Source organism: Streptomyces sp. NPDC101160 (genome assembly GCF_044768205.1).
GTDB lineage: Bacteria > Actinomycetota > Actinomycetes > Streptomycetales > Streptomycetaceae > Streptomyces.
Map to the genome: position 1 here is coordinate 1,001,206 of NZ_JBIWPJ010000001.1, position 13,668 is coordinate 1,014,873.

The 13,668-nt window shown below is 72.2% G+C and carries 13 protein-coding genes; 8 read left to right on the forward strand and 5 right to left on the reverse strand.

Annotation, left to right across the window (positions count from 1 at the left end; all coding sequences use genetic code 11):
* The first annotated feature begins 104 nt into the window (after window positions 1–104).
* Together ACIRSU_RS04410 and ACIRSU_RS04415 are read left to right on the forward strand one after the other, a co-directional pair.
* The gene (locus ACIRSU_RS04410) at window positions 105–308 is read left to right on the forward strand and encodes a cold-shock protein (RefSeq protein WP_389217499.1); all 204 of its coding nucleotides are present in this window, start codon (window positions 105–107) and stop codon (window positions 306–308) included.
* A 92-nt stretch (window positions 309–400) separates the two neighbouring features.
* Window positions 401–2,146 (forward strand): DEAD/DEAH box helicase, encoded by a 1,746-nt coding sequence (locus ACIRSU_RS04415; protein WP_403789082.1) that lies wholly within the window; start codon window positions 401–403, stop codon window positions 2,144–2,146.
* Window positions 2,147–2,218: 72 nt separating this feature from the next.
* On the opposite strand, the gene ACIRSU_RS04420 is transcribed toward ACIRSU_RS04415, so the two are convergent.
* A complete protein-coding gene (locus ACIRSU_RS04420) occupies window positions 2,219–3,181 on the reverse strand; it encodes a YhjD/YihY/BrkB family envelope integrity protein (protein WP_403789084.1) in 963 nt (320 codons plus the stop codon).
* A gap of 180 nt (window positions 3,182–3,361) precedes the next feature.
* Between ACIRSU_RS04420 and ACIRSU_RS04425 the strand changes: the two genes are divergently transcribed.
* Window positions 3,362–4,135, forward strand: a complete 774-nt coding sequence (locus tag ACIRSU_RS04425; RefSeq protein ID WP_403789086.1) for a GAP family protein — start codon at window positions 3,362–3,364, stop codon at window positions 4,133–4,135.
* Between the two features lies 1 nt (window position 4,136).
* On the opposite strand, the gene ACIRSU_RS04430 is transcribed toward ACIRSU_RS04425, so the two are convergent.
* The 4 genes from ACIRSU_RS04430 to ACIRSU_RS04445 all read right to left on the reverse strand — a co-directional run bounded on the left by ACIRSU_RS04430 (window position 4,137) and on the right by ACIRSU_RS04445 (window position 7,685).
* Window positions 4,137–5,363: a hypothetical protein gene (locus tag ACIRSU_RS04430; protein WP_403789088.1), complete on the reverse strand. Its 1,227-nt coding sequence runs from the start codon at window positions 5,361–5,363 to the stop codon at window positions 4,137–4,139.
* A gap of 107 nt (window positions 5,364–5,470) precedes the next feature.
* Window positions 5,471–5,779, reverse strand: coding sequence for an SHOCT domain-containing protein (locus tag ACIRSU_RS04435; RefSeq protein ID WP_403789090.1), 309 nt, complete (start codon window positions 5,777–5,779; stop codon window positions 5,471–5,473).
* Window positions 5,780–5,872: 93 nt separating this feature from the next.
* Complete coding sequence (locus tag ACIRSU_RS04440) at window positions 5,873–6,331, reverse strand: DUF6325 family protein (protein ID WP_403789092.1); 459 nt, start codon at window positions 6,329–6,331, stop codon at window positions 5,873–5,875.
* 88 nt (window positions 6,332–6,419) lie between these two features.
* Window positions 6,420–7,685: an alpha/beta fold hydrolase gene (locus ACIRSU_RS04445; protein ID WP_403789094.1), complete on the reverse strand. Its 1,266-nt coding sequence runs from the start codon at window positions 7,683–7,685 to the stop codon at window positions 6,420–6,422.
* Between the two features lie 140 nt (window positions 7,686–7,825).
* Here ACIRSU_RS04445 and ACIRSU_RS04450 point away from each other — a divergent pair, with 140 nt between their 5' ends.
* From ACIRSU_RS04450 to ACIRSU_RS04470, 5 genes are read left to right on the forward strand one after another with little or no spacing between them, the layout of a single operon-like run.
* Entirely contained in the window at window positions 7,826–9,574 is a 1,749-nt protein-coding gene (locus tag ACIRSU_RS04450; protein WP_403789096.1) for an ABC transporter substrate-binding protein, read from the forward strand.
* A gap of 12 nt (window positions 9,575–9,586) precedes the next feature.
* Entirely contained in the window at window positions 9,587–10,570 is a 984-nt protein-coding gene (locus tag ACIRSU_RS04455; protein ID WP_403789098.1) for an ABC transporter permease, read from the forward strand.
* A complete protein-coding gene (locus ACIRSU_RS04460) occupies window positions 10,567–11,553 on the forward strand; it encodes an ABC transporter permease (protein WP_403789100.1) in 987 nt (328 codons plus the stop codon). Before ACIRSU_RS04455 ends, ACIRSU_RS04460 begins: the two co-directional genes overlap by 4 nt.
* Window positions 11,553–12,572, forward strand: coding sequence for an ABC transporter ATP-binding protein (locus tag ACIRSU_RS04465; RefSeq protein ID WP_403789102.1), 1,020 nt, complete (start codon window positions 11,553–11,555; stop codon window positions 12,570–12,572). The genes ACIRSU_RS04460 and ACIRSU_RS04465 overlap by 1 nt, the downstream gene beginning before the upstream one ends.
* Window positions 12,569–13,570 (forward strand): ABC transporter ATP-binding protein, encoded by a 1,002-nt coding sequence (locus ACIRSU_RS04470; RefSeq protein WP_403789104.1) that lies wholly within the window; start codon window positions 12,569–12,571, stop codon window positions 13,568–13,570. Before ACIRSU_RS04465 ends, ACIRSU_RS04470 begins: the two co-directional genes overlap by 4 nt.
* The last annotated feature ends 98 nt before the right edge of the window (window positions 13,571–13,668 follow it).

Sequence of the window (13,668 nt, forward strand, 5' to 3'; positions counted from 1 at the left end):
CATGAACCTATGCGCGCCTGACAGGAATGCTTGTCCCCTGCAGGCGCATATTTTGTTTTTCCGGCATCTCCGGATGGGGCCTCTGCCTACAGAAGGAGAAGATCATGGCACAGGGAACCGTGAAGTGGTTCAACGCCGAAAAGGGTTTCGGCTTCATCGAGCAGGACGGCGGCGGTCCGGACGTCTTCGCCCACTACTCGAACATCGCCACCCAGGGCTACCGTGAGCTCCGCGAGGGCCAGCGGGTTTCCTTCGACGTGACGCAGGGCCAGAAGGGCCCGCAGGCGGAGAACATCGTCCCCGCCTGATCGCCACACGCGTATCCGCTCGCCGGGGTCCGCACCGTCATGGTGCGGACCCCGGTTTGCGCTGTTTCCAGGATTCCAGGAAGGCAGACTGCATGTCCCGTAGGTCCCCGAAGTCCAACCGGCGCTCCTCGCCGCCGTCACCGGCCCCGTCGTCGCCGAGGGAGTTCCGGCTGCCGGAAAGCACGACGCCCGCGCTTCCCGCCGTCGAGGACTTCGCCGGCATGGACCTGCCCGCGGGGCTGCTGAAGACCCTCGCCGCCCAGGGCGTCACCACGCCGTTCCCCATCCAGGCCGCCACGCTGCCCAACTCGCTGGCCGGGCGTGACCTGCTGGGCCGCGGCCGCACCGGCTCCGGCAAGACCCTCGCGTTCGGACTCGCGCTCCTGGCCCGTACGGCCGGACTGCGCGCCGAGCCCAAGGCGCCCCTCGCCCTCGTGCTCGTGCCCACGCGTGAGCTCGCCCAGCAGGTGACGGACGCGCTGACCCCCTACGCCACGGCCGTGAACCTCCGGATGACCACCGTGGTCGGCGGGCTGTCCATCACCCGGCAGGCCGCCGCCCTGCGGCGCGGCGCCGAGGTGCTCGTGGCGAGCCCCGGCAGGCTCAACGACCTGGTGGAGCGCGGGGACTGCGTGCTGGACGACGTCCGCATAACGGTCCTCGACGAAGCCGACCAGATGACCGACATGGGCTTCCTGCCGCAGGTCACCAAGCTGATCCAGCAGGTGCGGCCCGACGGCCAGCGCATGCTCTTCTCGGCCACCCTGGACGGCAACATCGACCGCCTGGTGCAGCGGTTCCTGACCGACCCGGTCGTGCACTCCGTGGACCCGTCCGCCGGCGCGGTCACCACCATGGAGCACCATGTGCTCCACCTCCTGGACGAGACCGACAAGAAGGCCGTCACCACGCGCATCGCGGCCCGTGACGGCCGGGTCATCCTCTTCCTCGACACGAAGCGGTCCGCCGACCGGCTCGCCAAGCGGCTCCTCGCCGTCGGCGTCCGTGCCGCCGCGCTGCACGGCGGCCGCAGCCAGCCGCAGCGGACCCGCACCCTGGACCAGTTCAAGAGCGGCCACGTCACCGCGCTGGTGGCGACGAACGTCGCGGCCCGCGGCATCCACATCGACGACCTCGACCTCGTCGTGAACGTCGATCCGCCCACGGACCACAAGGACTACCTGCACCGCGGCGGCCGTACGGCCCGCGCCGGCGGCACCGGCAGCGTGGTCACCCTGGTCCTGCCCGACCAGAAGCGGGACGTCACCCGGCTGATGTCCGACGCCGGCATCCGCCCCAGGACGTCCCGCGTCACGTCCGGCGACGCGGAACTGGCCACGATCACCGGCGCCCGCGAGCCCTCCGGCGTCCCCGTCACCATCGAGGTCGCCCAGCCCGCGGCTCCGGCGGCGGCGCCCCGCCGGGAGCGGAAGCCGGGCGGCGAGCCCGGCGGGCGGTCCGGACGTCGCCGAAGGGGCGGCGGCGCGTCGTCGGCGGCCGAGGCCGCCAACCCGGCCGCGAACGACCGGGGCCCGAGCCGCCGGACCTCCACCGGAGCAGCGGGAACCGGCCGGCCTTCCGTGGGCGAGGGGCGCGGCGCTGCCCGCCGTACCGGTACCGGCAAGGCCACGGGCGGCAACGCCGGCTCGGGCGGCCGCGGCACCGAGCGACGGGACGGGGCTGCGCCCCGTAACGCCTCCGGCAAGGCCGGTCAGACCGGCGGTGCGGGGCGCGGATCGGGCCGACGGGCGGCGGGTGGAACCGGTGCCACCGGCACCACCGCAGCCCCCGGTAACCGCACCTCCCGCCGGGGCGAACGCCGCAGGTCTGCGCCGTAGCGCAGCCGAATCCAGGATTTCGGATCCACGAGCTCGGATCCTGGATCCCGGATCCGCCCGGTGAAGCCCTGCTCAGTCCGCGGGTGATCCGTTCTGCCTCTCCCCGTCCGACGACGTGTCGTCGGACGGGGGAACCGGCCGGTCGGGCAGCTCCGGTGTGCCCAGGCGGCGCGCCGCCCAGGGTTCGCGGGCGATGACGGCGCCGGCGGTGACACACAGGGCGACGGCCGCGCAGAGCACGATGAGCCAGGACAGCAGGGTGAAGACCGCGCCCAGCGAGCCGTACTTCTGCAGGCTGCGGTTGAGGGCCCGGGGCATGTAGAGCGATGCGGTCGAGGTGACGACACCGAGGGCGATCCCGGTCAGCAGCGCTCCCGGCAGCAGCGGCAGCCACGGGACGCGCGCGGTCAGCAGCAGGTGCTGCGTCCACCACCACATGCCTACCTCCACGAGCAGCAGCAGCGGCAGGCCCAGCCACAGGCCCACGCCGAAGCCGTCGTGCAGGCTTCCCTGCACTGCGATCATCAGCATCCACGCCGCGAGCCAGGCGACCCAGCGCCAGGCGGCCACCCGTGCGCTCGCGCCGCGCAGGCTCCAGGCGCGCTCGCACAGCCGTTGCATGGCGCGGCTGCACGCGGTGGCCGAGATGAGCACCATCAGACCGCTGACGACGCCGAAGGTCTGCCGCAGCTCGTCGGAGGGGCCACCGGCGCCCTGGACGGCCTTGTCGAACTCATTCTCCACGCTGCCGGACAGGCCGAAGATGTCGTGCACCGAGGTGACGAACTGGTCGCGCAGCCCCGGTGGAGCGATGGAGGCGACCAGGAACAGCAGCGGGACCGCCGTGAGGAACGTCTGCGCGGCCAGCCGGGTCGCCGAGTCCAGCACGTTCACCGAGATCAGGTGCGACACGAGGTGCGTGATCAGCGGGAACCGCTCCTCGGCCCGGGACCGCAGGCCGGCGACGCGGTTACGCAGCGAGGCACCGGAGCGCCGGCGCCGCTCGCGCCGTCGAGCCCTGCTCAGTCGCTGCATGCTGCCAGCGTGCCGCCCGTGCGCGCGCTCGGCCCGTAGTGGCGGCGCCACCGGGTCCGTCCGGGTGAACCGGGCCGGCCGCCCTTCGAGGATTTGTGGGGTTCCGGCGGGACGGTGAAGATGAAGCCATGAGCGAGAGCGGCCCGGCGGCCGGACCCGCGGGGCTTCGCGGGGGCCGCGATGCTGCCTGATCTGATCCTCATCGGGCTGGGAATCGCGGTGTTCCCGCTGTCGGTGACCGCGTTCGTCCTCGTGCTCTCGGCCGATCGCGGGACCTGGAAGGGCCTGGCGTTCATCCTCTCCTGGGTCGCCTGCTTCGTGGCCGTCCTCGTCGCCGTGCTGGTCACCACCGGAGGCAAGCCTCCCGCTCCGAAGTCCCCTCCCTCCACGGCCACCTCCGCCGTCAAGCTGGCCATCGGCCTGGGACTGGTCGGGTACGGCTGGTACCGGCACAAGGCCCGCAAACGTGCCGGCGCACGGACGCACCCGCGGACGGACCCGCCGGGGCCGCAGACCGGCCCAGGGCCCGAGCCGCGGACCGGCCCGGGGACCGAGCCGCGGACGGACCCGCAGACCGACCCGCGGACGGATCCGTCCAGGAAGTCCTCAGGCAGGATGTCGGCACGGCTCGACCGGATCTCCGGCTGGACCGCGGCGGGACTGGGGCCGCTGCTCCAGCCCTGGGGCCTGGTGGCGGCCGGTGCGGCGACGGTGGTGAGCGCCGACCTGTCCCGTCCCTCCTCGTACGCGGCCCTGGTGGCGTACTGCGTCCTCGCCACGAGCAGTCTGCTGGCCATGGAGCTCTACGCGGTCTTCGCGCCCGATTCGGCCCGCCTACGGCTCGGGCAGCTGCGCACCTGGTTCCAGACGCACCAGAACCAGGCGCTCGTGGGCGTGTCCTTGGTGGTGGGCCTGCTCCTGGTCGCGCGGAGCATCTATCAGCTCACGTCCTGAGTCAGGCCTCTTCCAGGCCCGGCTGCTGCGCTGTCCTGCGGCCGTCGGCGGCCAGCAGGGCGATCACCGCGAGCACGGCGAGCAGGATGAGCACGAGGAGCAGGATGGTGAGGACCGTGGGGTGGTTCCACAGCGCGAACAGCAGGGCGACGACGAGCAGCGCGCCGAGGGTCAGCCACTTGCGGTGCGCCTCGGTCCAGGTGCCCACGGGCCCGGTGTCGATCCCGTGGCCGCCCCACCAGCCGGCCGCCGCGTCGGCGCCGCGGTCGGCCGTGGAGCGGGTGGCGCGGGCCAGTCGGCCGGGGCCGACGAAGTAGGCGCCGAGGGCGATGACGATGCCCAGCACGATCGCGGTGCGCAGGGCGATCCGCAGGAAGTGCAGGAGATGGTCGAAGACGGCTGCCGCGGCCGCCTCGGACTGCACCTGGGGTGGCAGGTGGTCCAGGTAGTAGCGGCGGGCGACGACGAGCGCGATGGCCACGACGAGACACGCGAAGGCCGCGCCCAGGGCCGTCTTCGCCAGGGCGCGGCGGCGCCGGTGGGCCAGGAACACCCCGCCCGCGGCGAGCACCACGGTGATGACGGGCAGCCAGTTGCCGATCACGTCGAGGGCGTGCGCGGCGCCCTGGATCTTCTCCAGCTTGTCGGACTGGAAGAGCACCAGCTGCTTGTTGACGTCCGGGATCTTCTCCGCCGGTTCCAGGCCCGCGTCCACCAGCTCCTGTTTGACCTGGTCGACGGCGGTGCCGACGTCGAGGGTGACCGTGCCCTCCGAGACGCCGACCGCTCCGCGGCCCTTGCCGGTCAGGGCGTGCACCACGGCCGTGTGGGCGGCCCGGTTGGCGGTGACCCACACCTTCTCGAACCGGTCGCTCTGGACGAAGTGGGTGGCCACCTTGTCCGCCGCCGCGTTCACGGCGGCGTCCAGCTGCGGGGCGAGACCCTTGACGGCCTTGGCCGCGCGGGGCGGCAGGCCCTGTGACTGCAGCCAGGCCGCGACCTCGGCGGTGACCTCTTTGCCGTCGACCCGTACGTCCACGGCCTGGACGATCCGGTTGTGCATGGCGTCCTCGATCGCCGGGTCGTCGGCGAGCGGCTTCATGGTGGCGACGTAGCGGTCGGTGTCGAGGACGATGTCGTGCACCCACACGGTCAGGACGCTGATGGGCACCAGGATGCAGGCGAGGACGATCAGTACCGCCGACGACACGCTCCGCAGCACTCTCATCGGTCCTCCATGGTCACGTCACCGTCTGTCGGGTTCCGTGTCCATTTCCGTCGACGCGAGAGCGCCCTGCATCCTGGGCTGGGCCGTTCGGACCCCGGGGAGTGCGGTCAGGAGGCGAGGATCCTGCTCTTCTGGGCCGCGAACTCCTCCTCGGTCAGCACACCTTGCTCCTTCAGTTCGCCGAGCTCCTTGAGCTGGGCGATCTTGTTGCTCATCTCGTCGCCCGCCGAAGGTGCGGGTGCGGGCGGCGGCGGGGGCGGCGGCGCCTGCTGCGCGTAGTACTGGTCGGCTGCCGCCGCCTGCTGGTCCTGGGCGGCCCAACGGCCGGCCTGGCGGCGCGAGACCCTGTTGGACACGGCGGTCGCCGTTCCGGCCACCACCGCGGTGCGCGCCACCCCTCGAAGAAGTCCTGGCATGTCCTGTCCTCCTTGAGCGTTCCCCCTGATTCCCGCTGATTCCCCCGTGATTCCCTGTGATTCCCGCTGACCCGTTCTTCTCGGCCTCTCTCGTCAGGCGGCCGCGCCGCCCTCGGCCGCCTCCGCGGCTTCGAGCGAGGCGAGGAGGGCCTGTACGGGGATGCGCCCGCCGGCCACGAGTTGCGCGCCCGAACGCCGCAGGGCCCGCGCGAGCGGTGCGGCCCAGAGGTTCTCGTAGACGAGGATGCCGGCCGCGTTGCCCGGCTCGAGGGCCATCCCCGCCTCGTTGAGGTCGTCCTGCCCGAGCAGCCCGGACGAGGAGCCCTCGAAGACGGACACGTCGAACTCGCCGTCGGCGTCCAGGTCCCTCAGTTCCAGGGCGACGACGCTGCCGTCGGTGTCCTTCCGGACGAACATCAGGTCGAGGATGCGGACGATGCCTCTGTCGACCAGGTCGAGGAGCAGGGGGAACGCCTCGCCCGTCATGCGGTTGCCGGGGAACTCGATGACCAGGTAGTCGACCGGGCCCATGTCCTCGAAATCGTCGCTCATGACCTCTCCAGAAACAGCCGGGGGATCTGACCACACCCAATCCATTGCAGCATTCGGCGAGGTGCCCCGCACGTTCGCGGGACCGGGGTCAGGCGCGGCCCGCGGCCAGCTCCGTCAGGCGGGCGAGGACTCGGCCGCCGGATGCGGATATGCCGTCGTGCTCCCACTCGTTGGTCACCCAGACGCGGGTGGCGCCGACCTCGCGTGCCGTGCGCAGGGAGAGGCCCGCGTCGACGTACATGTCGTCGTGGTAGACGATCGCGGCGAGGGGGACCTCGTTGGCGGCGAGGCGTCGCGGGTCGTAGAGCGGCGGCCAGTCCGTGCGGGCGGCCAGCAGGTCGGCGGCGGCGGCGAAGGGGCGCAGGCCCGCGATCTCGCGGAGCATCCAGGGGTACATCATCTCCCCGGTGAGCAGCAGGGGGTCGGCGTCCGCGGCGAACTCGGGGAAGTCGGCGAGGGCGCGGGCGGCCGCCCAGGCGGTCGGGCCTGCGCCCTGCCCGTACAGCGTCTCCTGCAGGACGGCGAACAGCGGGTTGTCGGTGAAGCCGGTCAGGGTCATGACCTGGTGGAGGAAGGTGTCCGTGGGCGCGCCGTCCGGGTCCAGGGCCTCGTCGAGCAGCCAGTGCAGGCGCTCGAAGCCGTCTCCCATGCCGAGGGCGAGGCCGAGGGTGCGCAGGCGGTGCGGGGTGAGCCGGTCGCCGTTCGGCAGGCGGGTGTCGGTGTCCGCGAGGTGGTCGGCGAGCCCGCGCAGGCGGGGGGCGTCCTCGGGGTAGCGGGCGTAGAAGTCGAGGACGCGGTCGCGGACACGGGGGTACGTGCGGGCGTAGACGTCGTCGGCGGTGGCGGTGAGGCCGGGCAGGCCGCCGGCGACGTAGCAGGCGCGCAGGCCCTGGGGGGCCCGGGAGAGGTAGGTGAGGGTGAGGAAGCCGCCGTAGCTCTGGCCGAGCGTCTCCCACGGGGTGTCTCCGCAGAGGCGTCGGCGGATCAGTTCCGCGTCGGCGACGATCGCGTCGGCGCGGAAGTGCGCGAGGTACGCGGCCAGTTGGCCGGGCGTCGCGAAGCGGGCCGCGGTGCGGGCGGTGACGGGGCTGGAACGGCCGGTGCCGCGCTGGTCGAGGAGGAGCACGCGGTGGGTCTTCAGGGCCTGGTCGAGCCAGCCGGGCGAACCGGCCGACGGGCGGGGCGACTTTCCACCGGGGCCGCCCTGGAGGTAGAGCAGCCACGGCAGTTCCTCGTTCGCGCGAGAGGGGTCCACGACCTCGCGGGCGAAGACCTCGAGGGTGGGGCCGTCCGGGGCGTGGTGGTCCAGGGGGACGGTGAAGGTGTGGTCGACGGTCGCGTATGCGCGGTTCATGGGCCCCTCGTGCGGCTCGGACACGGATGGATAACGGCGATCCCGACGGGTTGTCAGTGCAATTTCACATTACTATGTTACCGGTCACATTCCAGCCGCTCTCGGCTGTCCGACCGCACCGCACCCGGAGTGACCCACTCATGAACAAGCGCACGTGCACCACGCTGGCCACCGCCCTGGCGGCGGCCCTCACCCTCGGCGTCACCGCATGCTCCGGCGGACACGGAGCCGCCGACGGCAAGGGCCGCGCGAACCCCGCCACCGCCAACAACGGCGCCACGGTCGGCGGGACCCCGCACAAGGGCGGCACCCTGGCCGTCCTGTCCGACCAGGACTTCACCCACCTCGACCCGGCCCGCAACTGGGTGATGCGCGACATGGACTTCGGCACCCGCCTGCTCTACCGCACCCTCGTCACCTACCGGGCCGAACCGGGCCCGAAGGGCGGCGAGCTGGTCCCCGACCTCGCCGAGGACCTCGGCACCTCCTCCAACGGGGCGAAGACCTGGACCTTCCGGCTGAAGAAGGGCCTGAAGTACGAGGACGGCACGCCGATCACCGCGCAGGACGTCAAGTACAACGTGGAGCGGTCCTTCTCCCCCGACCTGCCCGGCGGCCCCGACTACGCGGCGCGCTACCTCGCCGGCGCCGAGGGCTACCAGGGCCCGGCCGGCGGCAGGCACCTCGACTCCGTCAGGACGCCCGACGACCACACGATCGTCTTCGAACTGCGCAAGCCCTTCGCCGAGTTCCCGTACGCCACGGTGCTGCCGACCTTCGCCCCGGTGCCCAGGTCCCAGGACAAGGGACCGCAGTACGACAACCGCCCGTTCTCCTCGGGGCCGTACAAGATCGAGTCGTACGCCCGCGACAAGCAGCTCGTGCTGGTCCGCAACCCGCACTGGGACCCGGCGACGGACCAGGTCCGCAAGGCGTACCCGGACCGGATCGTGATGACGATGGGGCTCAAGGGCGGCCAGATCGACGACCGGCTCATCGCGAGCTCGGGCACCGACGCGTCCGCCGTGTCCTGGGGCAAGCTGCGCCCCGAGTCCACCCCGAAGGTGCTCACCAGGGCGGACGTCAAGGCACGGTTGCTCGCCGAGTCCACCAGCTGCACCGAGATGGTGCAGATGCACACCGGCCGCGCGCCCTTCGACAACGTGAAGGTCCGTCAGGCGGTGCAGTACGCCCTCGACCGGCAGGCCGTCCTCACCGCCTCCGGCGGCCCCGCCCTCAACGACGTGGCCACCGCCCTCATGCCCGGCTCCCTCTTCGACGGGGGCAAGCAGCCCGACACGCTGAAGATCCCGCTCACCGGTGACGTGGAGAAGGCGAAGCGGCTGCTGAAGGAGGCGGGGAAGCCCGACGGCTTCGCCACGAGCATCACCGTCTCCAACGGCCGCAAGGCGGTCGGCGAGGCCATCCAGGAGTCGCTCGGTCGCGTCGGCATCAAGGTCACCATCGAGACCGTCGATCCCTCCGCGTTCTACGACACGATCGGCGACACCAAGAACCGCACCGACCTCGTCTACACCGGCTGGTGTCCGGACTACCCCTCCGGCTCGACCTTCCTGCCCTTCGTCTTCGACGGCCGCTACATCAAGGAGAAGGGCAACTCCGGCAACCACTCGCTCTTCCGCGACAAGGCGACCATGCAGCGCATGGACGAGATCGCCGCCATGACCGACTCGGCGCAGGCGAACAAGGCGTGGCAGGCGCTGGACGGGCAGATCCTCGCCAAGGCCCCGACGGCGCCCACCGTCATCGAGCGCATGCCGCTGCTGCTCGGGACCAACATCGCCGGCGCCTTCGGCCACACCTCGTTCGGCGGAGCGATCGACTACGCGACGGTCGGCCTCAAGGACCCCGCCAAGAGCGGAAGCTGAGGGCCCGCCACCATGCCCGACACCAGCCCCGTCACCAAGCCCGACACCAAGCCCGTCACCGAACCCCAGCCCACCACCGCCTCCCCGGCCCCGCGCGCGGGCCTCGGCCCCTGGCAGCTCGCCCGCGCGGAACTGCGCCGCCGCCCCTCCGTGAAGGTCTCCCTCGTCGTGGTCGCACTCTTCGTGATCATGGCCGTGGCCGCCCCGCTGCTCAGCGCGCTGGGCGGCTGGTCGCCCGAGGAGTTCGACAAGAGCGCCGTCGATCCGTATCTGGGCGGACTGCCGCTCGGCCCGCTCGGCGGCGTCTCGGCCGAGCACTGGCTCGGCGTCGAACCCGTCACCGGCCGCGACCTGTTCGCCCGGGTCGTGCACGGCGCCCAGGTCTCCCTCCTCATCGCGTTCACCGCGACGGCCATCGTCGTCGTCGCCGGGACGGCGGCCGGGATCACGGCCGGCTACTTCGGCGGCCGCACCGACACCGTGCTCTCCCGGCTGATGGACCTCACCATGTCCTTCCCCTCCCTCATCTTCATGATCGCCATGATGTCGGTGGCCCGGGACGTCAACCGGATCGTGCTCATGACGCTGGTCATCGGCCTCTTCGGCTGGCCCGGCATCGCCCGCGTCGTGCGCGGCCAGACCCTCTCGCTCCGGCACCGCGAGTACGTCGACGCCGCCCGCGTCGGCGGCTCCGGCCCCTGGCGGATCCTCACCCGGGACATTCTCCCGGGCGTCGCCGGACCGGTCATCGCCTACACCACCCTGATCATCCCCGGGATGATCGCCACCGAGGCGGCCCTCAGCTATCTGGGCGTCGGCGTCCGGCCGCCCACCCCGTCGTGGGGCCAGATGATCGCCGAGAGCGTCGCCTTCTACGACACGGATCCCATGTACTTCCTCGTGCCGAGCCTCTGCCTCTTCCTCACGGTGCTCGCGTTCACCCTGCTCGGCGACGCGCTGCGCGACATCCTCGACCCGAGGGGAAGCCGCTCGTGATCCTCTACCTCGGCCGCCGGCTGCTCGGCATCGCCGGCGTCCTGCTGGCCATCGCCGCCGTCACCTTCACCATCTTCTACGTGCTGCCCTCCGACCCCGCCGCCGCGGCCTGCGGCAAGTCGTGCAGCGCCGAACGCCTGGAGGCGATCCGCGCCCACATGGGCCTGGACCAGCCGCTGTGGCGTCAGTTCGCCGACTTCGTCAGCGGCATCTTCACCGGCCGCACCATGGGCAGCGGCCAGTACACCCTGCGCTGCGACTTCCCCTGCCTCGGCTACTCGTACGAGAACAGCCAGCCCGTCTGGGACCTGCTCGTCGACCGCTTCCCCGTCTCCGCCTCGCTCGCCGTCGGCGCCGCGGCGATCTGGCTGCTCCTCGGACTCTCCGCGGGCGTCGCGGCGGCGCTGCGCAAGGACACCCTGACCGACCGCGTCCTCATGGTCGGCGCGGTCGCCGCCGCCTCGCTGCCCGTCTACTTCACCTCGGTCATGCTGATCTACGGGGTGATCCGGACGGCCGGGCTGCTGCCCTACCCGCAGTACACGCCCTTCGGATCCGACCCGCTCGGCTGGGCGTCGAACCTGCTGCTGCCCTGGCTCGCGCTCGCGATCCTGTACGCGGCGATGTACGCGCGCCAGAGCCGCAGCTCCATGATCGAGACGATGGCGGAGCCGTACATCCGCACCGCCCGGGCCAAGGGCCTGCCCCGCCGCACGGTCGTCGTCAAACACGGGCTGCGCGCCGGGATGACGCCGATCCTCACCATCTTCGGCATGGACCTCGGCGGCCTGCTCGCCGGTGCCGTCATCACCGAGTCGATCTTCGGGCTGCCCGGCATCGGCCGGCTCTTCTACGGTGCCCTGTCCACCGGCGACCAGCCCGTCATCCTCGGCGTCACCCTGCTCGCCGCGACCTTCATCGTCGTCGCCAACCTGGCCGTCGACCTGCTGTACGCCGTCGTCGACCCGCGAGTGAGGTACTGATGACCGACACCGCATCGCGGCTCGCCCCACCGCTGCTCTCCGTCCGGGACCTGACCGTCACCTTCCCGACGCCGCGCGGCCCCGTCCGGGCCGTGGACGCGCTCTCCTTCGACGTGTCGCCCGGCCGCACGCTCGGCATCGTCGGCGAGTCCGGCTCCGGGAAGTCCGTGACCTCGCTCGCCGTCATGGGGCTGCACACCGGCGCCGCCATCACCGGCTCCATCACGCTGGCCGGCCAGGAACTCGTCGGACTGGCCGAGCGCGAGCTGAATCGGCTGCGCGGCCGGCGGATGGCGATGATCTTCCAGGACCCGCTGTCCAGCCTCCACCCGTACTACACCGTCGGGGAGCAGATCGCCGAACACCACCGGGTGCACTTCGGCAGCGGCCGCAGGGCCGCCCGTGAGCGGGCGGTCGAGGCGCTCGCCGAGGTCGGCATCCCCGAGCCGCGCCGCCGGGCCGGGGAGTATCCGCACCAGTTCTCCGGCGGCATGCGCCAGCGCGTGATGATCGCCATGGCGCTCGCCTGCGAGCCGGAACTCCTCATCGCCGACGAGCCCACCACCGCCCTGGACGTCACCGTCCAGGCCCAGATCCTGGAGCTGATCGCCCGGATCCAGGAGGAACGCGGCCTCGCCGTCGTCATGATCACCCACGATCTGGGGGTCGTGGCCCGGGTGGCCCACGACGTCCTGGTGATGTACGGCGGCCGGGCGGCCGAACAGGCGCCGGTGGACGCCCTGTTCGCCGCGCCGGCCCACCCGTACACCCGGGGGCTGCTCGACTCGCTGCCGCGCCTCGACGACCGGGACGACCTCCCGCTGCGGGCGATCCCCGGCAGTCCGCCCTCCCTGCTCGACCCCGCCCCGGGCTGTGTGTTCGCCCCGCGCTGTCCACGGGCGGCCACGGCATCGCGGGACGAGCGCGCCCGCTGCGAGACCGAGCGCCCCGCGCTCGGCGGCCCGGACGGACATCCGGCCGCCTGCCACTTCCCCGCGTACGAAGGCGTCACCCCATGAAGAACGAACCAGCCAACGAACCAGCCACGAGGACCGAACCGCTCCTCTCTGTACGGGCGTTGACGACGACCTTCCCCGGCAGGCGGCGCGCCGCACCGGTCCGGGCCGTCGACGGCGTCAGCTTCGACATCGCGGCCGGCGAGACGCTCGGCCTGGTGGGCGAGTCCGGCTGCGGCAAGTCCACCACCGGGCGCACGATCGTCCGCCTCCTGGAGCCGTCCGCGGGATCCGTCGTCTACGACGGCCGCGACATCGCCCATCTGTCGCAGCGCGAGCTGAAGCCGCTCCGCAAGGACCTCCAGATGGTGTTCCAGGACCCGCACTCCTCCCTCAACCCCCGCCAGACCGTGGCCCGGATCATCTCCGATCCCCTGATGGTGCACGGCAGTCCGGCGGCCGCGGCCCGCGCGCGGGCCGCGGAGCTGATGGAGCTGGTGGGCCTCATCCCGGAACACCTCGACCGCTACCCGCACGAGTTCTCCGGCGGTCAGGCGCAGCGCATCGGCATCGCCCGGGCCCTGGCCACCGGCCCGCGGCTCGTCATCGCCGACGAGCCGGTCTCCGCCCTCGACGTCTCCGTGCAGGCCCAGATCGTCAACCTGATGGAGCGCCTCCAGCGCGAACTCGGCCTGGCCTACCTCTTCATCGCCCACGACCTGTCCGTCGTCAAACGGGTCTGCGACCGGGTCGCCGTGATGTACCTCGGCCGGATCGTGGAGATCGGGGACAAGGAACGCGTGTACGGCGCGCCCGCGCACCCGTACACGCGGGCCCTGCTGTCCGCGGTCCCGTTGCCCGACCCGGTCGCCGAGCGCACCCGGGAGCGGATCACCCTGCTGGGCGACCCGCCGAGCCCGGCCGCTCCGCCGCCCGGCTGCACCTTCCATCCGCGCTGCCCGAAGGCGCAGGCGATCTGCCGCAGCGAGGCGCCGCTGCTGCGGATCGGCGCTCCGGGGGAGGCACGTGAGGTGGCCTGTCACTTCCCCGAGGCCGCCTGACGCGGGGTCGGGGGGGGGGGCGGGGGGCCGGGGGCCCGGGCCCGCCCCCCCCCCCCCCCCGACCACCAGAACACAACGCCCCCCGGCCCCCCCACCAA